This is a genomic window from Microbacterium sp. NPDC008134, assembly GCF_042957055.1.
Lineage (GTDB): Bacteria > Actinomycetota > Actinomycetes > Actinomycetales > Microbacteriaceae > Microbacterium.
The window spans coordinates 1-22817 of sequence record NZ_JBIBHO010000006.1; the positions used below are offsets into that span (position 1 = coordinate 1).

At 69.3% G+C, this 22817-nt stretch carries 22 protein-coding genes and 1 rRNA gene; 1 reads left to right on the forward strand and 22 read right to left on the reverse strand.

Annotated features, from left to right (window positions below):
- Positions 1 to 463, forward strand: a 463-nt coding sequence (locus ACFY9N_RS17225; RefSeq protein ID WP_391480175.1) for an HNH endonuclease signature motif containing protein, incomplete at its 5' end; no start/stop codon positions are given.
- 196 nt (positions 464 to 659) lie between these two features.
- Here the strand turns inward: ACFY9N_RS17225 and ACFY9N_RS17230 are convergent.
- From ACFY9N_RS17230 to rrf, 22 genes are all read right to left on the reverse strand, one after another.
- Positions 660 to 1553, reverse strand: coding sequence for an NUDIX domain-containing protein (locus ACFY9N_RS17230; protein ID WP_391480176.1), 894 nt, complete (start codon positions 1551 to 1553; stop codon positions 660 to 662).
- Between the two features lie 149 nt (positions 1554 to 1702).
- Entirely contained in the window at positions 1703 to 3175 is a 1473-nt protein-coding gene (der, locus tag ACFY9N_RS17235) for a ribosome biogenesis GTPase Der (protein ID WP_391480205.1), read from the reverse strand.
- Positions 3176 to 3215: 40 nt separating this feature from the next.
- Positions 3216 to 3932 carry a (d)CMP kinase gene (gene cmk / locus ACFY9N_RS17240; RefSeq protein ID WP_391480178.1) on the reverse strand — a complete coding sequence of 239 codons (717 nt, stop codon included), beginning with the start codon at positions 3930 to 3932 and terminating at the stop codon, positions 3216 to 3218.
- Positions 3925 to 5070, reverse strand: a complete 1146-nt coding sequence (locus tag ACFY9N_RS17245) for a prephenate dehydrogenase (protein ID WP_391480207.1) — start codon at positions 5068 to 5070, stop codon at positions 3925 to 3927. Before ACFY9N_RS17245 ends, cmk begins: the two co-directional genes overlap by 8 nt.
- A 23-nt stretch (positions 5071 to 5093) precedes the next feature.
- Positions 5094 to 5882, reverse strand: coding sequence for a pseudouridine synthase (locus ACFY9N_RS17250; RefSeq protein WP_391480180.1), 789 nt, complete (start codon positions 5880 to 5882; stop codon positions 5094 to 5096).
- Positions 5879 to 6490, reverse strand: a complete 612-nt coding sequence (scpB, locus tag ACFY9N_RS17255; RefSeq protein WP_391480182.1) for an SMC-Scp complex subunit ScpB — start codon at positions 6488 to 6490, stop codon at positions 5879 to 5881. The genes ACFY9N_RS17250 and scpB overlap by 4 nt, the downstream gene beginning before the upstream one ends.
- Positions 6480 to 7349 (reverse strand): segregation and condensation protein A, encoded by an 870-nt coding sequence (locus ACFY9N_RS17260; protein ID WP_391480183.1) that lies wholly within the window; start codon positions 7347 to 7349, stop codon positions 6480 to 6482. Before ACFY9N_RS17260 ends, scpB begins: the two co-directional genes overlap by 11 nt.
- Complete coding sequence (locus ACFY9N_RS17265; RefSeq protein ID WP_391480209.1) at positions 7333 to 8166, reverse strand: ParA family protein; 834 nt, start codon at positions 8164 to 8166, stop codon at positions 7333 to 7335. Before ACFY9N_RS17265 ends, ACFY9N_RS17260 begins: the two co-directional genes overlap by 17 nt.
- A gap of 108 nt (positions 8167 to 8274) precedes the next feature.
- On the reverse strand, positions 8275 to 9636 hold the full coding sequence (locus tag ACFY9N_RS17270) for an ABC transporter permease (protein ID WP_391480185.1): 1362 nt from the start codon (positions 9634 to 9636) through the stop codon (positions 8275 to 8277).
- Positions 9633 to 10313 (reverse strand): ABC transporter ATP-binding protein, encoded by a 681-nt coding sequence (locus ACFY9N_RS17275; RefSeq protein WP_391480186.1) that lies wholly within the window; start codon positions 10311 to 10313, stop codon positions 9633 to 9635. Before ACFY9N_RS17275 ends, ACFY9N_RS17270 begins: the two co-directional genes overlap by 4 nt.
- Positions 10310 to 11935: a hypothetical protein gene (locus tag ACFY9N_RS17280; protein WP_391480187.1), complete on the reverse strand. Its 1626-nt coding sequence runs from the start codon at positions 11933 to 11935 to the stop codon at positions 10310 to 10312. Before ACFY9N_RS17280 ends, ACFY9N_RS17275 begins: the two co-directional genes overlap by 4 nt.
- The gene (locus ACFY9N_RS17285; RefSeq protein WP_391480189.1) at positions 11935 to 12951 is read right to left on the reverse strand and encodes a hypothetical protein; all 1017 of its coding nucleotides are present in this window, start codon (positions 12949 to 12951) and stop codon (positions 11935 to 11937) included. Before ACFY9N_RS17285 ends, ACFY9N_RS17280 begins: the two co-directional genes overlap by 1 nt.
- A gap of 124 nt (positions 12952 to 13075) precedes the next feature.
- Positions 13076 to 13978 (reverse strand): site-specific tyrosine recombinase XerD, encoded by a 903-nt coding sequence (gene xerD / locus ACFY9N_RS17290; RefSeq protein ID WP_391480190.1) that lies wholly within the window; start codon positions 13976 to 13978, stop codon positions 13076 to 13078.
- A gap of 2 nt (positions 13979 to 13980) precedes the next feature.
- A complete protein-coding gene (locus ACFY9N_RS17295; RefSeq protein WP_391480192.1) occupies positions 13981 to 14571 on the reverse strand; it encodes an NUDIX domain-containing protein in 591 nt (196 codons plus the stop codon).
- Positions 14564 to 16264: a CTP synthase gene (locus ACFY9N_RS17300; protein ID WP_391480194.1), complete on the reverse strand. Its 1701-nt coding sequence runs from the start codon at positions 16262 to 16264 to the stop codon at positions 14564 to 14566. Before ACFY9N_RS17300 ends, ACFY9N_RS17295 begins: the two co-directional genes overlap by 8 nt.
- Positions 16265 to 16290: 26 nt before the next feature.
- Positions 16291 to 17973, reverse strand: a complete 1683-nt coding sequence (recN, locus tag ACFY9N_RS17305; RefSeq protein ID WP_391480196.1) for a DNA repair protein RecN — start codon at positions 17971 to 17973, stop codon at positions 16291 to 16293.
- The gene (locus ACFY9N_RS17310; protein ID WP_391480198.1) at positions 17970 to 18884 is read right to left on the reverse strand and encodes an NAD kinase; all 915 of its coding nucleotides are present in this window, start codon (positions 18882 to 18884) and stop codon (positions 17970 to 17972) included. Before ACFY9N_RS17310 ends, recN begins: the two co-directional genes overlap by 4 nt.
- Positions 18881 to 19678, reverse strand: a complete 798-nt coding sequence (locus ACFY9N_RS17315) for a TlyA family RNA methyltransferase (RefSeq protein WP_391480199.1) — start codon at positions 19676 to 19678, stop codon at positions 18881 to 18883. The genes ACFY9N_RS17310 and ACFY9N_RS17315 overlap by 4 nt, the downstream gene beginning before the upstream one ends.
- Entirely contained in the window at positions 19675 to 19848 is a 174-nt protein-coding gene (locus ACFY9N_RS17320) for a hypothetical protein (RefSeq protein ID WP_391480200.1), read from the reverse strand. The genes ACFY9N_RS17315 and ACFY9N_RS17320 overlap by 4 nt, the downstream gene beginning before the upstream one ends.
- Positions 19849 to 19924: 76 nt before the next feature.
- Entirely contained in the window at positions 19925 to 20962 is a 1038-nt protein-coding gene (locus ACFY9N_RS17325) for an HAD-IIA family hydrolase (protein WP_391480202.1), read from the reverse strand.
- Entirely contained in the window at positions 20963 to 22666 is a 1704-nt protein-coding gene (locus ACFY9N_RS17330; protein ID WP_391480204.1) for a primosomal protein, read from the reverse strand.
- A gap of 66 nt (positions 22667 to 22732) precedes the next feature.
- Positions 22733 to 22817 (reverse strand): 5S ribosomal RNA (gene rrf / locus ACFY9N_RS17335); the annotation flags it as partial.

The window sequence follows — 22817 nt, forward strand, 5'->3', positions numbered from 1 at the left end:
CGCCGCGACCACCCTCGCCGGCCTCGACGACCACCCCGCCGAACTCGACGGCCACGGCCCCCTCGACCCCGACATCGCCCGCACCCTCGCCGGCCACAACAACGGCTGGACCCGCCTCTTCCTCGACCCCGACGGCATGGTCACCGAAACCGACACCTACACTCCGACCGAACCCATGCGCCGATACCTCCGCGCCCGAGACCAACACTGCCGCTTCCCCGGATGCCGCATGCCCGTCCACCGCTGCGAACTCGACCACAACCACGACCACGCCAAAGGCGGCAAGACGGCGATCACCAACCTCGCCCACCTCTGCCGAACCCACCACCAACTCAAACATCCCGACACCGACCCCGACCACCGCTGGACCGCCCACCAACACCCCAACGGCACCCTCCACTGGACCAGCCCCCTCGGCCGACTCCACGCAGACAGTGCGCCACGCCGCGTCATGTTCACCTGACACACGGTCGCCGACCGTAGCGCGGAGTGAGCGCCGAAAGGAGTGAACGCCGAGAGGAGCGAGCGCCGAAAGGAGCGAGCGCCGAAAGGAGTGAGCGCCGAAAGGAGCGAGCGCCAGAAGATCGAACGCTACAAGACACGAGCGCCGAGAGAAGCAAGCACTAACGAGAACTGAGCGCTCAGAAGAGCAAACACTCTCAGAGCCGTTCGAGCAGCCATCCCGCCGAGCGCACCTGCGCCGGCTCGATCCCTCGAATACGATCGGCGAGCTCTCGATCGCTGGTGACGCCCACGACACGGGCTCCCGATCCGACGCGCTTCTCGACCTCCGCGACGATGGCGTCGTCGCCTGCGGCATCCGCGCGCACGATCGCGACGCTCTGCGGATGCGCATCGAGCGCCCGCGCCTGTCCCTCGACCACGAGCGACACCTCCGGGAACCACTCGGTTCCCCCGAGGTCCAGCTCCGAGGCGGGGACTCCGAGACCGTCCAGACGTCCGGCGAGTCGCTCGGCGGCGCCGGCGCGGTCCTTCCACCATCCGTCCGGAACAGAGCCGACCACGTTGGCCGCGTCGACGACGAGCACCACGTGCTCCTCGAGCAGACGGCGCAGTTCCGGCCAGGCCCGCGCGAAGCCGGGATGCAACGGGCGAGAATCCACCTCACCGATCGGCACCCACTCGAGCGCGACGCTCTCGGGATCGCTGATCACCGGTTCGAACGACACCTGCACATCGGCGACGACGGTCGTGTACGACCAGATCTCGAGATCGAGCACGCTCGTGAAGCGCGGGCGAACGGCTCCGTCGGGTACACCGGCTTCTTCCTGCGCCTCGCGCAGCGCTCCCGCGATCGCGCCCTCGCCCTCGTGCAGCGCGCCGCCCGGCAGGCCCCAAGTGCCTCCGAAGTGGCTCCAGGCGACCCGATGCTGCAGCAGCACCCCGCGCTCCGCATCCACGGCCAGCAGCCCGGCAGCGCCGAAACGTCCCCAGTACCGCTCCCCCGAATCCGCGACGACCCAGGCGTCCCCCGGGTTACGCGGCCCCTCCGGGCGGCGCGGCTCATCGAAGGCGGGAGGAACGATCGTCACCCCTCCACCCTGTCACAGCCACGGCGTCACGGCATCGGATCGGTCACAGAGGGAAAACAGCGCCCGCCCGGCCGATCGACGTTGCCCTGCCGGACACGAAAGCGGGCGCACCCCCGAAGAGGGTGCGCCCGCTTTCATGAAGACGAGCCTCAGCGCTGGCGCTTCTCGCGCACGCGCATGTTGATCACGATCGGTGTCCCCTCGAACGAGTACAGCTCGCGCAGACGACGCTGGATGAACCGGCGGTAGCCCGGGTCGAGGAATCCGGTGGTGAAGAGCACGAACGTCGGCGGACGCGTCGATGCCTGGGTCCCGAACAGGATGCGCGGCTGCTTTCCACCACGCAGCGGGTGGGGGTGCTCGGCCACGAGTTCGGCGAGGAAGGCGTTGAACTTGCCCGTCGGGATGCGGCGGTCCCAGTTCTCCAGCGACGTCTCGAGCGCGGGCACGAGCTTGTCGAGGTGACGGCCGGTCTTCGCCGAGATGTTCACGCGCGGCGCCCAGGCGACGTGCGCGAGATCCTGCTCGATCTCGCGCTCGAGGTAGCGACGACGATCGGCGTTCTCGAGGTCGTCGTCGTTGAGACGATCCCACTTGTTGAACGCCAGCACGAGCGCACGGCCCGACTCGAGCACGAGGTCGATGATGCGCACGTCCTGCTCGCTGATGGTCTCCGAGACGTCGAGCACGACGACCGCGACCTCGGCCTTCTCGAGAGCGGCCGAGGTGCGCAGAGAAGCGTAGAAGTCGGCACCCTGTGCCATGTGGACGCGACGACGGATGCCGGCGGTGTCGACCAGGGTCCACAGCTTGCCGCCCAGCTCCACGATCTCGTCCACCGGGTCACGGGTGGTGCCGGCGAGGTCGTTGACGACGACGCGCTCCTCGCCCGCGGCCTTGTTGAGCAGCGACGACTTGCCGACGTTCGGGCGACCGAGGATCGCGACGCGACGCGGCCCGCCGATCTCGGCCTTGGCGACCGCAGAGACCTCGGGAAGCTTCTTCAGCACCTCGTCGAGCAGGTCGGCGACGCCGCGTCCGTGAATGGCCGAGACCGCGTGCGGCTCGCCGAGCCCCAGGTTCCAGAGCGCAGCGGCCTCAGGCTCCTGGCGTGCGTCGTCGATCTTGTTCGCGACGAGGAAGACCGGCTTGCCGCTCTTGCGCAGCAGCTTCACGACGTGCTCATCGGTCGAGGTCGCACCGACCATCGCATCGACGACGAACAACACGACGTCGGAGAGGTCGATCGCGACCTCGGCCTGTGCGGCGACGGAGCGATCGATGCCGCGGGCATCCGGCTCCCACCCCCCGGTGTCGACGAGGGTGAAGCGTCGGTCAGCCCATTCGGCCTTGTACGTGACGCGGTCACGGGTGACACCCGGGGTGTCCTCCACGACGGCCTCACGGCGGCCGAGGATGCGGTTCACGAGCTGCGACTTGCCGACGTTCGGGCGCCCGACGATCGCGACGACGGGCAGCGCGGGAAGGAACTGGATCCCATCCTCTCCGAGCTCGACACCGGCGAGGAGCGCAGCATCCTCGTCATCGAGCTCGTAGTCGGCGAGGCCCGCGCGCAACGTCTCGGCGCGCTGCTCGGCGAGGTGCTCGTCGAGCTCCTCCATCTTCTCGGCGAGACGGTCGGGACCGCCTTCGTATTCTTCGTCAGCCACGGTGTGCTCCTCGGAGTCGTTCGATCACCGTGAGGACGGCGTCGATGGTCTGGGGGAAATCGAGCGCCGTCGAGTCGACGACCTCGACGCCGTCCGCGGCGTTGAGGAAGTCGACGACGGCGCTGTCGGAGGCGTCGCGCTTGTGCAGAGCGGCGGCGACGGCATCCGCGTTCTCGCCGGCGAGTTCACCGGCGCGGCGCGCGGCCCGTACTTCGGGGGCCGCGGTCAGCAGGATGCGGACGGGGGCGTCGGGAGCGACCACCGTCGTGATGTCGCGTCCCTCGACGACGACGGCCGGATACGGCGCCGCCGCGACGAGCGCGCGGAAGAGTTCGTTCACCTGGGCGCGCACGGCGGGAACGCGGGCCACACCGCTCACCGCACCCGAGACCCGCGGTTCGCGGATCGCCTCGGTGATGTCGACGTCGCCGACGCGCACCGTGCGGTCGTCCGGGTCGAGACCGAGACGCACCGGGAAGTCGGATGCCGCGGCGAGCACCGCGTCGGCGTCCGCCGTGTCGGCGCCCCGATCGAGCACGTGCCAGGCGAGCGCCCGATACGCCGACCCGGTGTCGAGGTACCCGAAGCCGAGCTTGCGTGCGACCGCCTTCGACACGCTCGACTTGCCGGACCCTGCGGGGCCGTCGATCGCGATGAAGTCGACGGCCGAGATGTCGGCGTCGGACCGGTCGAGAGAGGTGTCAGTCATTGGTGTTCCCCGCAATCCGCCATCCGCGTTCCTGAAGCCCCGAGATGGCGCCGTGCAGCGAGGCAGGTTCGACACTGATCTCGGCGAGACCGAACTGCGCGCCCGGCGAGTGCTCGAGACGCAGGTCCTCGACGTTGACGCCGAGTTCTCCGAGCTCACCGAACAGACGGCCCAGCTGGCCGGGGGTGTCGTCGATCATCACGACGAGCGACTCGAACCGGCGGTTCTGGCCGTGCTTACCGGGAAGCCGGTCGACGCCGTCGTTGCCCTGGCGGATCGCCTCCGCGACGACACGACGGGCACCCGCGGCACCGGGGTCGCGGAGCGCGTCCGACACCTCGCGCAGGTCGGCGGCCAGCGAGTCGAGGATCTCGACGACAGGGCCCGCGTTCGCGCCGAGGATCTGCACCCACAGTTCGGGGGCGGATGCCGCGATACGCGTCGTGTCGCGCACGCCCTGCCCGGACAGCCGGAGGGAGCCCTCGTCGGCCTCGGCCAGGCGCCCGGCGAGGAGGCTCGCGACGACCTGCGGTACGTGGGAGGTGAGAGCGACGGAGCGGTCGTGCTCCTCGGGAGTCATCTCCAGCGGCATGGCACCGACGTCGAGGGCGAGCGCTTCGACGAGAGCGAGGTCGGCGGCGGACGTGTCACCGTCACGACAGACGACCCAGGGACGTCCGATGAACAGATCGGCGCGCGCGGAGATCGCGCCCCCGCGCTCGCGTCCGGCGAGCGGGTGCGAGCCGATGTACCGGGTGAGGTCGACACCGCGTTCCTGCAGCGCACGGAACGGTTCGAGCTTCACGCTCGCGACGTCGGTGACGACGGCATCCGGGTACTGCGCGAGCTCGGCCTGCACGACATCCGCCGTCACGTCCGGCGGCACGGCGACCACGATGAGAGCCGGTCGGTCGTCGTCGGCGGCGAGACGGCCGGCACCGTAGTCGACGGCGAGGCGCAACTGCGCGGGCGACGCGTCCGTCAGCACGACATCGACACCCTTCGCACGGAGCGCGTGCCCGACACTCGCGCCGAGGAGTCCCGCGCCCACGACGCGGACGGTCCCCGACAGGCGCGGGGCAACCGCGGATCGCTCAGCTGCCGGGCGACGAGCGGCGTCGACGGACGTCGATCGCACGCTGGACGCACTGGCCGTGTCGGTCACTCGTTCTCCTGTTGCTCGCCAGGCGCCGAGGCGACACCGGAATCACGGCGCGACAGAGTGAGCAGCGCGCCGAGTTCGATTTTACCCAGTTCGCGGGACTTTCCCGCCGGGAGGGTTCCCAGGTGAAGCGGCCCGAACTGACGGCGCACGAGCTCGGTGACCGGATGACCCACCGCCGCCATCATGCGGCGCACGATGCGGTTGCGGCCGGAGTGCAGCGTCAGCTCGACGAGGCTGGATCCGCGCGAGGTGTCGAGGAGACGGGCCTTGTCCGCACGGATGTGTCCGTCTTCGAGGTCGAACCCGGCGGTGAGCTTCGCGATCGTCTGCGCGGTGACGGTACCCTCGACCTTCGCGATGTACACCTTGGTGACGCCGAACGACGGGTGCGCGAGCACGTGGGCGAGCTCCCCGTCGTTCGTGAGGATCAGCAGCCCGCTGGTCTCGGCGTCCAAACGGCCGACGTTGTAGAGGCGCTCCTCGTACTGATCGGTGAAGCGGCGCAGGTCGGGGCGGCCGCTCTCGTCGCGCATGCTGCTGACGACGCCGGTGGGCTTGTTGAGCATGACGTAGCGCTTCGAGACGTCGAGTTGGATCGCCGTGCCGTCGACGTCGACCAGGTCGGTCTCGGGGTCGATGCGGCGTCCCAGTTCGCTGACGACCTCGCCGTTCACGCGGATGCGACCGGCGACGATGTACTCCTCGACGACGCGGCGGGAGGCGACACCGGCGGCGGCCAGCACCTTCTGCAGACGGACGCCCTGCGGCGCATCGGAATCGGTCATCGGATGGTCCCTTCGTCGAACCCATCGGCACCGTCGTCGAGCAACGGGGAGATGGGGGGCAACTCGTCCAGCGAGTTGATGCCGAGGTGCTGGAGGAGTGCCTCGGTCGTGCCGTAGTTGATGGCGCCGGTCTCGGAATCGGCGAACAGTTCGGTGATCAGCCCTCGGGCGAGCAGCGTACGGACGACAGAGTCGACGTTGACCGCGCGGATCGACGCGACCTGGCTGCGGGTGACCGGCTGTTTGTAGGCGATCACGGCGAGGGTCTCGAGGGCCGCCTGCGACAGCCGTGCCGGTGCCTGCCCGCCGACGAAATCGGCGATCAGGTCGTCATGGTCCTCGCGGACGTAGAGTCGCCAGCCTCCCCCGACCTCGCGCAGCTCGAAGCCGCGCCGCGGGCCCTGCCCTCGGCCGTCGTAATCGTCGACCAGGGTCTCGAGCGACTGTCGGACGGCCGGCACCGGCGCCCCGACCGCAGCGGCGAGGCCGACGAGTCCGATCGGCTCGTCGATGATGAGCAGGATCGCCTCGATGCGCTCCTGCAGCGGGGTCTCCACAGTCTGCTCGACCTCGGCCGAGGTCTCTTCGGCGGTCATGTCATCGGTCATAGTCGGCCCCCAGGCTCGCGAGTGTCTCGTCCGACCAGGAGTCGGCGGCCCAGCGCAGCGTCAGCTCGCCGAGCGGTTCCAGTTGTTCGAAGGAGAGCGCAGCGTGCCGATACAGCTCGAGCACCGAGATGAATCGCGCGACCACGATGCCGGGCTCGCTCACACCGGCCACGAGTTCACGGAAGCTCAGCGACTCCGTCCCGCGCAGCAGCGTGACGACGATCGCCGCCTGCTCCCGGATGCTCACGAGCGGCGCGTGCAGATGATCGAGGCCGACGTTCGGGATCTCCTTCGGCGCGAATGCCAGGAGGGCGAGCGCGGCGAAGTCGTCGGCCGTCAGCGACCAGACGAGCTCCGGCGTCTTGCGGCGATGCTTCTCGTCGAGCCGCACCGCGCGAACGTGCCGGCGATCCTCCCGTTGCAGGCAGCGCGAGAACCAGGCCGACACCTCCTTGAAGGCGCGGTACTGCAGCAGACGGGCGAAAAGCAGGTCGCGCGCTTCGAGCAGCGCGACTGCTTCGGCATCCACCAGCTCGCCCTGCGGGAGCAGGCCCGCGACCTTCATGTCGAGGAGCGTCGCCGCGACGACGAGGAACTCGGATGCCTGATCGAGCTCCTCATCGCCGTCGAGGTCGCGCAGGTACGCGATGAACTCGTTGGTCACCGCGCTCAGCGAGACCTCGGTGATGTCCATCTCGTGCTTCGAGATGAGATTCAGGAGCAGGTCGAACGGGCCGTCGAAGTTCGACAGCGAGACCCGGAATCCGGGATCGGATGCCGGGGCCTGCTGATCGATGACAGCGTCGGCGGATTCGGGCGCGAGGGTGGCGTCGAACTCGGAATCAGGCGACGGCGCCACGGGCGACCAGCTCCCGCGCCAGTCGCAGATACGCCTGTGCGGCGGCGTGCTCCGGCGCGAACTCGGTGATGGGGACGCCCGACACCGAAGCATCGGGGAACTTCACGGTGCGACCGATCACGGTCTCGAGCACGTCGTCGCCGAAGGCCTCGACGACGCGTTCGAGCACCTCGCGCGAGTGCAACGTGCGCGGGTCGTACATCGTCGCGAGCAGACCGTCCATCGTGATCGACGGGTTGAGGCGGTCGCGCACCTTGTCGATCGTCTCGATGAGCAGCGCGACTCCGCGCAGCGCGAAGAACTCGCACTCGAGCGGGATGATCACGCCGTGCGCCGCGGTGAGCGCGTTCACGGTGAGCAGGCCGAGCGACGGCTGGCAGTCGATGAGGATGACGTCGTACTCCCCCGCGACCTGCCGCAGCACGCGCGCGAGGATCGTCTCACGAGCGACCTCGTTGACGAGGTGCACCTCGGCCGCCGAGAGGTCGATGTTCGCGGGCATCACATCGAGACCCGCGACCCCGGAGGGGACGATCGCCTCGTGCGCATCGCGCTTGGTGTCGAGCAGCAGGTCGTAGATCGTGGGCACGTCGTGCGTCTGGATGCCGAGACCGGCCGAGAGCGCACCCTGCGGGTCGAAGTCGACGGCGAGCACCTTGCGACCGTACTCGGCGAGAGCCGCCGCCAGGTTGATCGAGGTCGTCGTCTTTCCGACGCCGCCCTTCTGATTGCAGAGGGCGATGATGCGCGCGGGACCGTGCGACGCGAGGGGTTCCGGTGTGGGGAACCCCTGATAGGGCCGTCCGGTGGGTCCCATGGGTGTGTCGTCGACCTTCTTGGCCGTCGCCCTGGACTTCGCCGCTTTCTCCGCCACCGGTTCTCCTGCTCCTTCGTGCTTGCTCGATTCTAGCGGGCGCCCTCTCCCTCACACGCCGCGCAACGCGGCGACGGGCTCGATGCGCGCGGCGCGCCGTGCCGGGTACCACCCCGATCCCCACCCCACCAGGGCTCCGAGGAAGATCCCGGCGACGGCGATGAGCGGGTCCGTGACGGGAGACCAGCCCTGCACGGCGGCGACCACGATCACCGCGACGACGCCGAGGGCGGATCCGATGATCCCTCCGATGAAGCCGATCACGATCGACTCGACCATGAACTGCCCGCCGATCTGCCGCCGCGTCGCGCCCAATGCGCGGCGGAGACCGATCTCACCGATGCGCTCCATCACCGACAGGAGGGTGACGTTGGCGATGCCCAGGCCACCGGCGAGGAGCGCGATGACGCCGAGGATGAGGAAGACGACATTCACGTCGGCCTGCACGTTCCGGCTGAGGTCGGAGGACGCCGACGGTGCGCGGGCCTCGAGGGACTCCGGGTCGTCGGGCTGAAGCGCGACCACAGCCTGCTCGGCCACCTGCGGGCCGGCGCCGACGACGATGTGGATCGCGAGCTCCGACGGAGCAGCCAGCCCGAAGTCCGCGCGGGCGGCTCCCTGCGGAATGATCACCCCGTCGACGAACTCCGTTCGTCTGTCCATGCCGTCGATGATGCCGATGACGGAATACGACACACCGGCGATGAAGATCGACGGCTGCGAGTCCACGCGGTTGATCCCCATGCGCTCCGCGGCCCGCTGACCGAGCACCGCCACGCGATCGCCGCGCGCATCGTGACCGTCGTCGAAGAAGCGTCCGGTCACGAGTTCCCCGTCGACGGCATCCGGGAGGTCCTGCGTCGTCGCGAACAGCTTCGGCGAAGCTGTGATCGGAGCCGAGGGGTCGTTGACCGGCACGGCCGTGATGGTCTCGCCATCGGCGAGCTCGACCTCGGCGATGAGGGCTGCGCTGTCGACGCCGGCGAGAAGCTTCACGCGCTCCGGGGAGTCCCAGGGCAGTCGTCCGGCCGCGACCGTGGTGTTCTCCCTGCCGGACTGCGCCTTCGCCGGTGTGACGACGACCTGAGTCGCCGCGACGCCGTCGAACTGCGCGGCGATCTGCGCTGCCGCTGTCTGGGCGAACCCCAGCGTCGCGACGAGCGAGGCGATGCCCAGCACCGTTCCGAGGATCGTCATGACCAGACGCGCCGGCCGGGATCCGATGTCGGCTGTCGCCTCGGCGACCAGATCCTGGAATGTGAACCGATCGGCATGTTTCACCGAGGGCAGCAGCGCAGTGGCGGCGTTCTCGGGAGTCGTGCCCTCGGGCGCGGAATTCTCGGCATCCGATGTCTCGGCCGGATCGTTCGTCGACCCGGCATCCGTGCGTCGGCGGCGGAGCAGGCGCATCACAGTTCGCTCAATCGTCCGTCGGAGATGCGGATGCTGCGTCCGGCGCGGCGCGCGACCGCGTCGTCGTGGGTGATGACGATGAGCGTGAGCCCGTCGGCATTGAGTTCTTCGAAGAGCTCCATGACCTCACCGGATGTGCGCTGGTCGAGGTTACCCGTCGGTTCATCGGCCAGGAGCAGTTGCGGGCCGCTGACCACTGCGCGCGCCACGGCGACGCGCTGCCGCTCACCACCCGACAACGAGTTCGGGAAGAAGTCGATGCGGTGTGCGAGGCCCACCCGCGAGAGCGCTTCGCGCGCCCGATCCTCCCGCTCCCGACGCGGCACTCCGCTGTAGAGCATCGGCATGAGCACGTTGTCGAGCACGCTGCGCCGCGGAAGCAGATGGAACGACTGGAAGACGAAGCCGATGAATCGGGCCCGCACCGCCGCGCGTTCGTCGTCGGTGAGGTCCCCCGTGAGCGACCCCGCCAGGCGGTACTCGCCGACGCTGGGCCGGTCGAGCAGCCCGAGGAGGTTGAGCATGGTGGACTTCCCGGAGCCGCTGGGACCCACGATCGAGATGTAGTCCCCCGCGGCCACGCTCAGCGAGGCCGCCTTCAACGCCTGGACTTCCGGGGGCCCGGGGAACGAACGCGTCACGTCGCGGAGCTCGACCAGCGGCGGCGCGGCCGTCACCGGCCCACCACCACGAGATCGCCCTCGTCGAGTTCACCGTCGACCGGTGTGACCTCGACGGCACCCTTGGCCGCGAGGCCGGGCTCGACGACGACGAGACGTGTCTTCGCGTCCTCGCCCTCTCGCGGGTCGGACTCGACCACTTCGACGCGCGACTCCCCGCCGGGGCCGGCGGTGAGCGCCGCGAGCGGCACCGACAGCACGTCGCCGTCCGTGGCGCCGACGGCGATCCGCACCCGCACATTGCTCCCCTGGAGCTGACTGATCTGCTCGGGGGTGAGGGGGTCCGGTTCGAGGATCACCGACCACCGAGCGCTGCTGTTCTTCCCCTCCTTGAGAGTCGAGATCACGGCCCGGTGCTCGGTCCCGTCCGGGAGCTCGAAGGTCGCTTCGGCGCCCGCCGCGAGCAGGCGCGCATCCGCCTCGGCCGCGGCGCCGGTGAGGCGGACGGTCGCACCCGAAACGGTCATCGCCGCTCCCTCGACGATCGAACCGCGCTGAACGTTCACCGCGTCGACGCGGCGCGGAAGCTCGGTGAGGTACAGAACCTCACTGGCGGGTAGGAAGGGAAGCGCCTTCTGGCGCGCCTCCTCGAGGGCTTCGTTCGCCGAGGTCACTGCGGCACGCGCGCTCTCGAGGGCGGATGCTTCACTGCTCGTGTCCTTCGGCGCCCAGATCGCATCGCGCTCGAGGTTCGCCGTGTGCAGAGCGCGCTCGGCGGCGGGCACTCCTTCGCCCGCGGCACGCGCGGCGTCGAGCGCCTCCACCGCGGTCTGCACGGCGACGTCCGCCTGGAAGGCTTCGACCGGGGTCGGCCCCGCGCCCGCGGCGGCCAGCGCCCTCTCGGCCTCGGTGACTCCGGACTGCGCGGAACGGACGGCCTCTTCGGCGGACCGCACGCCGTCGGCGGTTCCCTCCTCGGACTCCGGCACCGGATACCCGGCCTGCGCGTAGAGCTGAGCGATGCCGTCGGCGGTGGCCTGGTCGAACACGTTGGAGTTGACGTCTCCGGCACCGATGCCGACGCTCGCGAGCGCCTGCTTCAGCTGCAGAACGTCCGGCCCCGAGACACCGAAGCGCAGAGTGCGGTACGCCGGAAGCTCGCCGGGGAGCACGATCACCGGGCGGCCGACGATCTCGAGGGCGACCGACAACGGCGTGAGGGTGGCACCGACATCAGGCGTCTTGCCCGTGACGACGGCGCCACCGGTGAGGGTCGACGTATCGATCTTGACGTCGACGGCATCCGCGTATCCGACGTCTGCGCGCAGCGTGACGTCGTTGCTCAACGGACCGAACTCCACCGGGGCGGTAACGAGACCGGGCTCGGGGGCTTCCGCGCTCGATGCGTCGGGCGAGAGCAGGAAGCGCCCGACCAGGAGTCCGGCCACCAGGCAGACCACGGCGGCGAGCGCCACGATCCAGAGGGTCCGGTTACCCCGGAGCACGCGCCCCCAGCCGCTCACGCGGGAGGCGCCGGCATCCGCATCCGATTTCTCCTCCGCGGGGCCGTCCAGCAGATCGGTGAACGTCGTCGTCTCCGCCGCGGCGGAGGCCTCCCCCGCCCCGGCTTCGTCTTTCTCTGCGGGGACCTTCGTCGTCGGGGTCTCGTCGTCGCGCATCACTTGCTCTGCTCGGCGGCGGCCTTGAAGGCGTCGAGGTCGGCCTTGTTCGCAGCGATGAACTTCTCCTCCAGCGCGAACTGGATCTCCATCGACTTCTTCGTGAAGGACGTCTTCTCTCGGCATTCGAGGTCGACCAGGGCGAGCGCGATCTCCCGCTCGCCCAGTTCCTTCATCTCCGGGCTCTCACTCGGATCGACGAAATCGGGCGAGTCGAGATCGACCTGCTCGGAGCCGTCGCCGTAGGCGGCGTCGTACAGGGCGTTCTGGTCGTCGATGATCGACTGGCCGGCATCCATCTGCTTCTCGAACCCGGGTTCACCCTTGTCGGCCATGCACGCGGCCCACTCGGCGTTCAGATCGGCGAGCTCGGGGGCGTCCTGAGAGGTCGTCCACAGCTCCTCCATGTTGGCGCGCAGGTCGGCGAACTCCTCGGCCTGCCACGGGTCGTCGCCCTCGAGCTCGTGCTGCGCCCAGCCCTGGCATCCGGCCGTCTCCCAGTTGTACTCGTAGCTGCCGTCCTCCGACATCTCCGATTCCTCCTGCGGCGGGCCGTACAGGACCTCGTAGAACGCCGTCTGCTCGGACTCCGAGAGCGACGAGACGTAGTCGGCGTTCGGGTCGACGTACTCCTGATCGGTCGGGCCCTCATCCTGCTGCTCGGCGAACGGGCTGTTGACGTACCCGTAGCCGTACTTCTCCACCCACTCGCGCTCGTCGGGCTCCCACTCGATGTCGTCGCTGGTCATCACGCCGCCGCTGTTGGTGTTCGGGACGTACTCGAAGCCTTCCTCCGACATGCATTCCGAGATCAGTTCCTCGACCTTGACCTGCTGCTCGTCGAACTTCTTCTGCTGCTCCTCGGGCGAGAGGTCGCTGCCCCAGGCGGCGGAGAGGTACTCGTTCAGGGGCGAGTCCTCGTAGCTGAGCTCATCGGAGGACGCGCCTCCGCAGCCCGAGAGGACGAACACCATGGCGGTCGCCGCGAGCGCGGCGAGAGGAACGGTGGAACGCATGTGAGGACTCCTTTGTACATCCGACGGTGGCCGGAAGTATCCACAGTAGGGAATCGCGTTCGATTCTCGCGTCCGCCGAAAGGATGACAAATCACGAATGGTGGGTCCGAGACCGAGATGCCCCTCAGCGGGCGCGCGGATGCGAGGTCGCGTAGATGTCGCGCAGGGTGTCGACCGAGACGTGCGTGTAGATCTGGGTGGTCGCGACCGACGCGTGTCCGAGGAGCTCCTGCACGACACGCACATCGGCGCCGCCCTGCAGCAGGTGCGTGGCGAACGAATGGCGCAGGGTGTGCGGCGATACCTCGGCGGTGATCTGTGCACGCTCGGCGGCGGAGCGGATGACGAGCCAGGCGCTCTGCCGCGACAGCGGTGCACCGCGTGCGCCGAGGAACAGGCGGGCCGACGCCCTGCCCTTCGCCGCGAGTTCGGGGCGAACGCGCGTGAGGTAGGCATCGACCGCATCCCGAGCGAAAGAACCGACGGGAACGATGCGCTCCTTCGAACCCTTGCCGCGCAGCCGCAGCACGTCGCCGTGCGCGAGATCGTCGACGTCGAGTCCGACCGCCTCCGACACGCGCGCACCCGTCGCATAGAGCAGTTCGAGCAGCGCTCGGTCGCGGATGCCAATCGGCTCGTCCGCCGAGGGCGCCTGGAGGAGCCTCTCCACCTGATCGATCGTCAGCGCTTTCGGCAGGCGCCTGGGCGCTTTCGGCGGGCGCAACCGCCCGCTCGGGTCGTCCTGTTCGATGCCTTCCCGCGCGAGATACCGATGCCACCCGCGCACCGACGACTGCAGGCGGGCGAGGCTGGTCGCGGCGGGCGGCGGCTCTTCGGCGGAGCGCTCCTCGATGAAACGCGAGATCACTTGAGGCGTGACCTCCGATGTCTCGCTGATCCCCGCATCCGTCAACCACGTGACGTAGCCGTCGAGATCTCGTCGATACGCGGCGACCGTGTGCTCGCTGAGGCCGCGCTCGATCGTGACGTGACGCAGATACGAGTCGAGGGCGCGCGCGAGGAGCATCCTCAGCTCCGGTCGCGCAGCCTCAGCGTCGCTGTCATCACGCCCAGGCTCAGGATGCCGTTGCGCATGCGCCCGGCGAGCACCGCATCGACGGCATCCGCCAGCGGGACCCACTCGACGCGGATGTCGGCTTCTTCGTCCTCCCGCGCGTGCGGGGTCTCGGCGTCCGAGAGCCCCGTCGCGAGGAAGATGTGGATGAGTTCGTCGTTTCCGCCCGGCGTCGTCCAGGACGAGACCAGCGGCTCCCAGTGCGAGGCGGTGAGATCGGCCTCCTCCGCGAGTTCGCGGCGAGCGGCCTCGAGTGGCTCCTCCCCCGGCACGTCCAGAAGTCCGGCGGGCAGTTCCCAGTCGCGGTGACGGATCGGATGCCGGTACTGCTGGATGAGCAGCACGCGTCTCTCGTCGTCGAGCGCGAGGATCGCCACCGCTCCGGTGTGCGCGACGTACTGGCGACGGATCTCGCCGTCGCCGTAACGCACCCGATCGTCACGGACGTCCCACACCGCACCCTCGAACGCGAGGTCGCTCTGCAGGACCTCGGGTTCGAAGAGCTCGTCGTGGAGATCGCCCGCGTCGACGGGGTTCTCAGGCATCGGCGGCCGCGTCGACGTCGAACAGTTCGCTCGCGCGGTGACGCTCGATCGCCGCGCCGACGAGACCGCGGAACAGCGGGTGCGGGTCGGTCGGGCGCGAGCGCAGCTCGGGGTGAGCCTGGGTGGCGATGTAGTACGGGTGCACGTCGCGCGGCAGCTCGACGTACTCGACCAGGTCGAGCTCGGGGTTCAGACCCGAGAAGACCAGACCGGCGTCGGACAGGCGACCGCGGTAGGCGTTGTTGACCTCGTAGCGGTGACGGTGACGCTCGGATGCCTGCGCCGAACCGTAGACCTCACGAGCAAGAGATCCCTCGGCGAGAGCCGCCTGGTACAGGCCCAGACGCATCGTGCCGCCCAGGTCTCCCCCGTCGAGGATCTCGACCTGCTCCGCCATCGTCGCGATGACGGGCTCGGAGGTCTCGGGATCGAACTCGCTCGACGATGCGCCCTCGATACCGGCGACGTGGCGGGCGTACTCGATGACCATGCACTGCAGACCGAGGCACAGGCCGAGGGTCGGGATGCCCTGCTCACGAGCGAAGCGCAGGGCGCCGAGCTTGCCCTCGATACCGCGGATGCCGAAACCACCGGGAACACAGATGCCGTCGAGCTGCGACAGCTGCTCCTGCGCGCCCTCGGGTGTCTCGCACAGATCCGAGGGGATCCAACGGATGTTGACCTTCGTCTCCTGCGCGAAGCCACCCGCCTTCAGCGCCTCGGTGACCGAGAGGTACGCGTCGGGCAGGTCGATGTACTTGCCGACGAGACCGATGGTGACCTCGTGCTTGGGGTTGTGGACCGCATGGAGCACCTTGTTCCAGCGCGTCCAGTCGACGTCGGCAGCCTTGGCGTCGAGCCCGAGGCGGCGCACGATGTAGGAGTCGAGGCCCTGGTCGTTGAGCGTGGACGGGATGTCGTAGATGCTCGGCAGATCGACGGTGTTGATGACGCCCTCGACGTCGACGTCGCACATGAGGGCGATCTTGTTGCGGTTGCTCTCGCTCACCGGGCGGTCGCTGCGCAGCACCAGCGCATCGGGCTGGATGCCGACCTGGCGGAGGGCCGCGACCGAGTGCTGGGTCGGCTTGGTCTTCTGCTCCCCCGACGCGCCCATGAAGGGCACGAGCGACACGTGCACGAAGAAGACGCTGTCGCGGCCGAGCTCGTGGCGCAGCTGACGCGCCGCCTCGAGGAAGGGCTGCGACTCGATGTCGCCGACGGTTCCACCGACCTCGGTGATGATGACGTCGGGACGCGGGTCCTCCGACGCCTGCAGGCGCATGCGGCGCTTGATCTCGTCGGTGATGTGCGGGATCACCTGGACCGTGTCGCCGAGGTACTCGCCACGCCGCTCGCGGGCGATGACCTGCGAGTAGATCTGACCGGTCGTGACGTTCGCCGCCTGCGACAGGTTGATGTCGAGGAAACGCTCGTAGTGTCCGATGTCGAGGTCGGTCTCGGCGCCGTCGTCGGTGACGAAGACCTCACCGTGCTGGAACGGGTTCATCGTCCCCGGATCGACGTTGAGGTACGGGTCGAGCTTCTGCATGACGACGCGCATACCGCGGGCCGTGAGCAGGTTTCCCAGGCTCGCTGCGGTGAGCCCCTTACCCAAAGACGAAACGACACCGCCCGTCACAAAAATGTGCTTGGTGGTGTCGTTGTTGGGTCCCGCAGAAGAAGAGTTCATCACGGGCTTCTATCCTAACAGTTCGTTCAGCGACCGAGGCTGAGGAGTTCACGGGCATGGGTCAGTGCGGCGTCGGAATCGGCGAGTCCGGAGAGCAGCCGAGCCATCTCCGCCTCACGATCCGAACCGTCGAGTCGCCTCACATTCGAGGCGGTGACTGCTCCGTCGTTCGACTTCACGACGGACAGGTGGTTCGTGGCGAAGGCGGCGACCTGAGCGAGATGGGTCACCGCGATCACCTGCGACTTCTCTGCGAGCCGGGCGAGTCGCCGCCCGACCTCGATCGCCGCCGCCCCGCCGATGCCGGCGTCGACCTCGTCGAAGACGAAGGTGGGCACCGGGTCGGTCGCGGCGATGACGACCTCGATCGCCAGCATCACGCGGGACAGTTCACCCCCGGAGGCCCCCTTGGCGACGGAACGCGGTTCGGCGCCGGGGTGCGGGGCGAGGAGGATCGCCACGTCGTCACGACCGTGGGTGCTCTCCGTACCCGGGGACACGGCGACGGTCAGCCGCGCATCCGGCATCGCCAGCGCATGCAGCTCGTCGGTCACGGCGGCGCCCAAGCGCTCGGCCGCTTCGGTTCGCGCGGCGGTCAGCGCATCCGCGGCGGCGTCGAGCTCGGCGCGGCCGGCGTCGCGCTCGGCGATCAGCCGCTCGAGCCTGTCGTCATCGTCGTCGAGCTCGGCGAGTCGAGCCGAGCCCGTCTGCCACACCTCGAGCGCTTCGCCGAGGGAGCCGTGGGCGCGGATCAGGGTACCGAGCGCGGCACGGCGTTCCTCGACGGCCGCGAGCTCGTGCGGGCCGGACTCGTCGAGATCGGCCAGGTAGGCGGAGAGGAGCCCGGCTACATCGGTCAGGCGATAGCCGATGTCGGCAAGGCTCTCGGAGATCGCCGCCAGCTTGGCATCGGTCACACGTTCGAGCACGCGGCGCGCCTCGGCCACCAGAGCAGAGGCGTCGGGCTCGCCCTCCTCGTTCGAGAGGGCGCCATGGGCGACGGATGCCGCGAGCCGGAGTTCTTCGGCGTTCGCGAGGCGCTCCGCACGCTCGGCGAGCTCCTCGTCCTCCCCCGCTTCGGGTGCCGTCGCCTCGATCAGGGCGAGGGCCTCCCGCAACCTGCTCGCCTCATCGGCGCGTCGGTCGCGATTTTCGCTGATGTCGGAGATCTCGACATCGAGCGCCCGCCACCGCTCGAACGCGAGGCCGTAGGTCTGGAGCGCGGACGCGATCGGCGCTCCCCCGAAGCGATCGAGCGCGTCCCGCTGCGCGGCCGCGGATCGCAGCCGCAACTGCTCGGACTGGCCGTGGACAACGACGAGCTCGTCGGCGAGTGCCGAGAGGACGCCCGCCGGCGCGGCCCGACCGCCGACGCTCGCACGGCTGCGGCCTTCGGCGCTCAGCGTGCGCGAGACGTAGAGCTCGGAACGACCGGCTCCGGCCGGTTCGAGCTCGCCACCGGCATCCGACACGATCTCCGAGACCGGGCCGGTCTCGGGAACGATCCACACGCCGGCGACGGATGCCTGCGCGGCACCTGCGCGCACCGCGCCGGAGTCCGCGCGCTGACCGAGCAGCAGGCCGAGGCCGGTGACGACCATGGTCTTCCCCGCACCGGTCTCGCCGGTGATCGCGGTGAACCCGGGGCCCAGCGGCAGCACGGCGTCGTCGATGACGCCGAGCCCCTGCATCCGCATCTCCTCGATCACGACGGCACCTCCTGCCCTCTCCACCCCTCGACCGGGAGCTGGAACTTGCGCACCAGACGGTTCGTGAACGCGGTCGGGTGCAGACGCGCGAGTCGCACGGGGCGGGACGAGCGGCGGGCGACCACGCGAGCGCCCGGGGGAAGCTCATGGGATCGGCGCCCATCGCACCAGAGGATGCCGGAGCCGTCCGTGCGCTCGAGCATCTCGATCGCGACGGCCGCATCGGGACTGACGACGAGGGGCTTCGCGAACAGCGCGTGCGCCGAAAGCGGCACGACGGCGATCGCCTCGACACTCGGCCAGATCACCGGACCTCCGGCCGAGAAGTTGTAGGCGGTGGAGCCCGTGGGTGTCGAGATCACCATTCCGTCGCAGCCGAAGCTCGACAGCGGGCGACCATCGATCTCGAGCACGACCTCGATCATGCGCTCCCGGCTGGCCTTCTCGACCGTCGCCTCGTTCAGAGCCCAGGTCTCGTAGACGACCGCTCCCTCCGCGTCCTTGACGCGCACCGAGAGCGCCAGACGCTCCTCGACCTCGTAATCGCGAGCGATCACGCGCCGCACCGCGTCGTCCATGTCGTCGCGATCGATCTCGGCGAGGAAGCCGACGTGTCCCATGTTGATGCCGAGGACGGGTGCCCCGGTCTCGCGCACCAGTTCAGCCGCCCGCAGGATCGTGCCGTCGCCGCCGAGCACGATCGCGAGTTCGAGGCTGAGGGGGTCGATCGTGGTTCCGAACTCGTCGACGTCGGCGAAGAACGCATCGACGGCGGCCAGCTCCGAGCGGTCGTCGGGCGCCAGTACGGGGCGGGCGCCAGCATCGCGCAGGGCTTCGATCACCCTCCGTGCGGCCGCGACCGTATCGGCGCGACCGGCGTGGGCGACGACCAGGATGTTGCGCTCGTTCATCGTCCTCCTGCCAAAGCGTTGATGCGATCCAACCATTCTGTCGGATTGCTGCCGCGCCCCGGTGCGAGATGGACGAGGTATTCGGAGTTGCCGTGGGTTCCGAGGATCGGGGAGGGAAGGATGCCGAGCATCCCGAGTCCCGCGTCCCAGGCGCTCCAGACCGTTCGCGCCACCGCATCGGCGCGCGTCGCGGGGTCGGTGACGAGTCCGCCCCGCACGGCGGTGCGCCCCACCTCGAACTGCGGCTTCACCAGCAGGACGATGTCGGACGTCGGGGCGGCGATCCTCGCGACGGCCGGGAGCACGAGCTCGAGCGAGATGAACGAGAGATCGCCGACGATCAGGTCGGGCGCCGACGGCTCCCCCGTCGCCTCGGCGAGGTTCTCGGGGGTCATATGGCGCACGTTGTAGCCCTCGACCGAGACGACGGAGGGATCGGCCGCGATCGACGGGGCCAACTGGCCATGACCGACGTCGACCGCGAGGACGCGACGAGCGCCGCGCTCGCGGAGCACCTGAGTGAAGCCGCCAGTGGACGCGCCCATGTCGAGGGCGAGACGACCGGCGGCATCGACGTCGAAACCGTCGAGCGCGGCGATGAGCTTGTGCGCGGCGCGCCCCACGTAGTGGTCGGCGCCCGCGATCGAGATCTCGGACGAATCCGTGACCGCGGTCGAGGCCTTGACGACCGGTCGGCCGTCGACCGACACGAGTCCCTCGGCGATCAAGGTGGCGGCGTGCGTGCGCGAACGTGCGAGTCCTCGCGCGGCGAGGGCGGCGTCGAGGCGCGTCATCGTGTCGGCGTCTCCCGGGAGTCGAGTTTCGCCCCGCTCTCGAGACGTCGGGCGAGGTCGTCGTGCAGCGCAGAGTACGCGTCGGCGCGCGCGGGCAGCGGCTGTCCTTCGATCAGGCGCAACCGACTCCACAGACCGTCGGTCGGGGTGCTCGTCGTGTCATCGCTCACGGCATCCACTGTACGCGGAGCCTCGGACAGCGGTGGGCTGCCACGGCGGAAGCGGTCAACCGCACTAGCCCGCGGGTCAGGGCCGGTGGAAGGGGTCGTCGTAGAGGTGCTCGGGCACCCGGAGCACGAATACCGGGGTTCCCGAGGCCCAGATCGCCGCAGCGCCGGCGCGGAGCAGATCGATCTGCTCTCCCGCGTCGGCGACGATCTCGACATCGGCACCCCGTACCCGCACCGCAGCGCCGTTCACGTGGAAGACCCCGTCGCGCTCGATCGTCTCCGGGTACGGCTGGTGCAGCTCGCGAAGATCGCTCACGATGAACGTCGGACGCGAGCCCTCGGGGGCCGCGAGAACGTGCTTCGGACGGTCGATCCCGGTCAGGACGAGAACCGAGTCGATGCCGACGCGATTGGCGCCCATGATGTCGGTGTCGAGGCGGTCGCCGATGAAGAGCGCCTTCGTCGCGTCGAAACGCGCGATCGCCTCTTCGAAGATCGGCGTCTCGGGCTTCCCGGCCACCGTCGCGAGTCGTCCGACCGCTGTGTGCACCGCGGAGACGAGCGTTCCGTTGCCCGGAGCGACGCCGCGCTCGCGCGGGATCGTCCAGTCGGTGTTGGTCGCGATCCAGGGGATTCCGCCCTCGTCCTCCGGCAACTGCAACGCGAAGGATGCTTCGGCGAGGTCCGTCCAGGCCACCTCGGGTGCGAAGCCCTGCACGACGGCCTGCGGTGAGTCCCGCGCACTGCGGGTGACGGTGTAGCCGGCCTTCTGCAATTCGTCGACGAGACCGTCTCCCCCGACCACGAGGATCGTGGCAGGTGCGGGGACGATGTCGGCCAGAAGCCGCATCGCCGCCTGTGGACTCGTCACGACATCCTGCGGTGCGACCTCGAGACCGAGGCTCGTCAGGTGCGCAGCGACGGACGCGTCGGTTCGGGAGGCATTGTTGGTGATGTAACCGAGCCGCACACGGCTCGCCGCTTCGTTCAGGCTCTCCACGGCGAAGGGCAGGGCGCCGGGACCGGCGTAGACCACGCCGTCCAGGTCGGCGAGAACGGTGTCGACACCGTCGAGCGGCGTCGCGGCCGGGCGCTTTCGGGAGAACAGCGCCACTCAGGCCCCCGAGGTTTCGGAGTCGTCGTCGGACTCCCCGAGGAGCTCGCGCACCTCGTCCTCGACGGAAGACTCCACGTCGACGGCGACCGTCGCCGATTCGGCTACGGTCGTGGAAGCGGCGTCGAACACCGCCTCCACGGCGTCGTCGTCGTCTTCGTCGTCCACATCGGCGTCGTCGTCCTCGTCGAAGTCGCCCTCGATGAGGCCGTCCTCGATGAAGATCTCCTCATCGCCTGCCTCATCGATGCCGAGTGCCTCCGCAGCGACCTCGGCGCGATGCGCCCAGAACGCCGCCTCTTCGTCACGACCGAGGTCTTCGAGCACGGCGGCGCGGGCGGCGAAGAGCGCGGGGCTCCATTCGAAGGCGCGATCGGGGTCGAGCTCGGGGATCTCGAGCTCGCCGAGGGCGAGTTCAAGATCTCCCTGGTCGAGACGGGCACCCGACATAGCGATCGCCAGCGCCACGCGCACGGGAGTCGCGAGCGAGGATCGGTCGACGGAGCGTCCGGTCTCGAGCGCGCGGTCGGGACGTCCGATGCCGCGCTCGCTGTCGACCATGAGCGCGATCTGATCGTCCTTCCCGGAGATGCGGCGGAAGGTGCGAAGCTCGCGCAGCGCCAGGGCGAAGTCCTCGGTCGCGTAGGCCGTGATCCCGAGCGTCTCGCGAACGATAGCGATACGTCCCGCGCTCCGCGACGCCGCGAGCGCGTGCTCGTGCGCCAGGGCCGGGTCTTCGTCGATGAGTCGCGACGCCATCGCAAGATGCCGCGCCACGACATCCGCGTTCTCCTTGCTCAGCGTCTTGAGCTCATTGCGCGCCGCACCGTTGAGGTCACGAGCCGTGACCTCGTCCGGGATGCGGGGCGCGTCGAAACGCGGGCGCTCGTTCGCCGCCTGCACCGGACGCTCGCGGCCCGCTCCCCCGCGCTGCGGGTACGAGCGGCCGCCGGCGCCCTCTCGGCGAGGAGCGCGGTCGCGGTCGAAGCCACCTTCGCGGCGAGGGGCACCACCGTCGCGGTTGTACCCTGCCTCACGCCGGGGCGCACCGCCATCACGGTTGTACCCGCCCTCACGCCGGGGCGCACCGCCATCACGGTTGTAGCCACCTTCACGACGAGGAGCACCACCGTCACGGTTGTAGCCACCCTCACGACGAGGAGCACCACCGTCACGGTTGTAGCCACCCTCACGACGAGGAGCACCGCCATCACGGTTGTACCCGCCCTCACGACGAGGAGCACCACCGTCACGGTTGTACCCGCCCTCACGACGAGGCGCGCGGTCGCGATCGTAGCCACCTTCGCGACGCGGCGCACCAGCATCGCGGTTGTACCCGCCCTCACGACGAGGCGCACCGCCATCACGGTTGTACCCGCCCTCACGACGAGGCGCGCGGTCGCGATCGTAGCCACCTTCGCGGCGAGGGGCACCACCGTCACGGTTGTACCCGCCCTCGCGGCGAGGGGCACCACCGTCACGGTTGTACCCGCCCTCGCGGCGCGGGGCAGCGCCGTCACGGTTGTAGCCGCCCTCGCGGCGCGGGGCAGCGCCGTCACGGTTGTAGCCGCCCTCACGACGCCTACGATCGCCGTCGCGGCGCGGACCGCCCTCGCGATAGTTCGGTCGTCCGCCGGAAGGGCGCTCATTGCGGGCTCCGCGGTCGTTGTCGCGACTCGGGCGGCGCTGGTCGTCTTCCGGCATGATGATTCCTATCCCTGTAAACGCAAAATGGCCACCCAGCACTGGGTGGCCATTTACTTAAAAGAAGTCCGGCGGTGTCCTACTCTCCCACAGGGTCCCCCCTGCAGTACCATCGGCGCTGTGAGGCTTAGCTTCCGGGTTCGGAATGTAA

Bases quoted from the DNA above. Each gene is read 5' to 3' on its own strand.
- der (WP_391480205.1), bottom strand. From the start codon at position 3,175: ATGGAGGAGCTCGACGAGCACCTCGCCGAGCAGCGCGCCGAGACGTTG.
- cmk (WP_391480178.1), bottom strand. From the start codon at position 3,932: ATGACTGACACCTCTCTCGACCGGTCCGACGCCGACATCTCGGCCGTC.
- ACFY9N_RS17250 (WP_391480180.1), bottom strand. From the start codon at position 5,882: ATGACCGATTCCGATGCGCCGCAGGGCGTCCGTCTGCAGAAGGTGCTG.
- scpB (WP_391480182.1), bottom strand. From the start codon at position 6,490: ATGACCGATGACATGACCGCCGAAGAGACCTCGGCCGAGGTCGAGCAG.
- ACFY9N_RS17265 (WP_391480209.1), bottom strand. From the start codon at position 8,166: ATGGGACCCACCGGACGGCCCTATCAGGGGTTCCCCACACCGGAACCC.
- ACFY9N_RS17280 (WP_391480187.1), bottom strand. From the start codon at position 11,935: ATGCGCGACGACGAGACCCCGACGACGAAGGTCCCCGCAGAGAAAGAC.
- ACFY9N_RS17285 (WP_391480189.1), bottom strand. From the start codon at position 12,951: ATGCGTTCCACCGTTCCTCTCGCCGCGCTCGCGGCGACCGCCATGGTG.
- xerD (WP_391480190.1), bottom strand. From the start codon at position 13,978: ATGCTCCTCGCGCGCGCCCTCGACTCGTATCTGCGTCACGTCACGATC.
- ACFY9N_RS17295 (WP_391480192.1), bottom strand. From the start codon at position 14,571: ATGCCTGAGAACCCCGTCGACGCGGGCGATCTCCACGACGAGCTCTTC.
- ACFY9N_RS17300 (WP_391480194.1), bottom strand. From the start codon at position 16,264: ATGAACTCTTCTTCTGCGGGACCCAACAACGACACCACCAAGCACATT.
- ACFY9N_RS17310 (WP_391480198.1), bottom strand. From the start codon at position 18,884: ATGAACGAGCGCAACATCCTGGTCGTCGCCCACGCCGGTCGCGCCGAT.
- ACFY9N_RS17315 (WP_391480199.1), bottom strand. From the start codon at position 19,678: ATGACGCGCCTCGACGCCGCCCTCGCCGCGCGAGGACTCGCACGTTCG.
- ACFY9N_RS17330 (WP_391480204.1), bottom strand. From the start codon at position 22,666: ATGCCGGAAGACGACCAGCGCCGCCCGAGTCGCGACAACGACCGCGGA.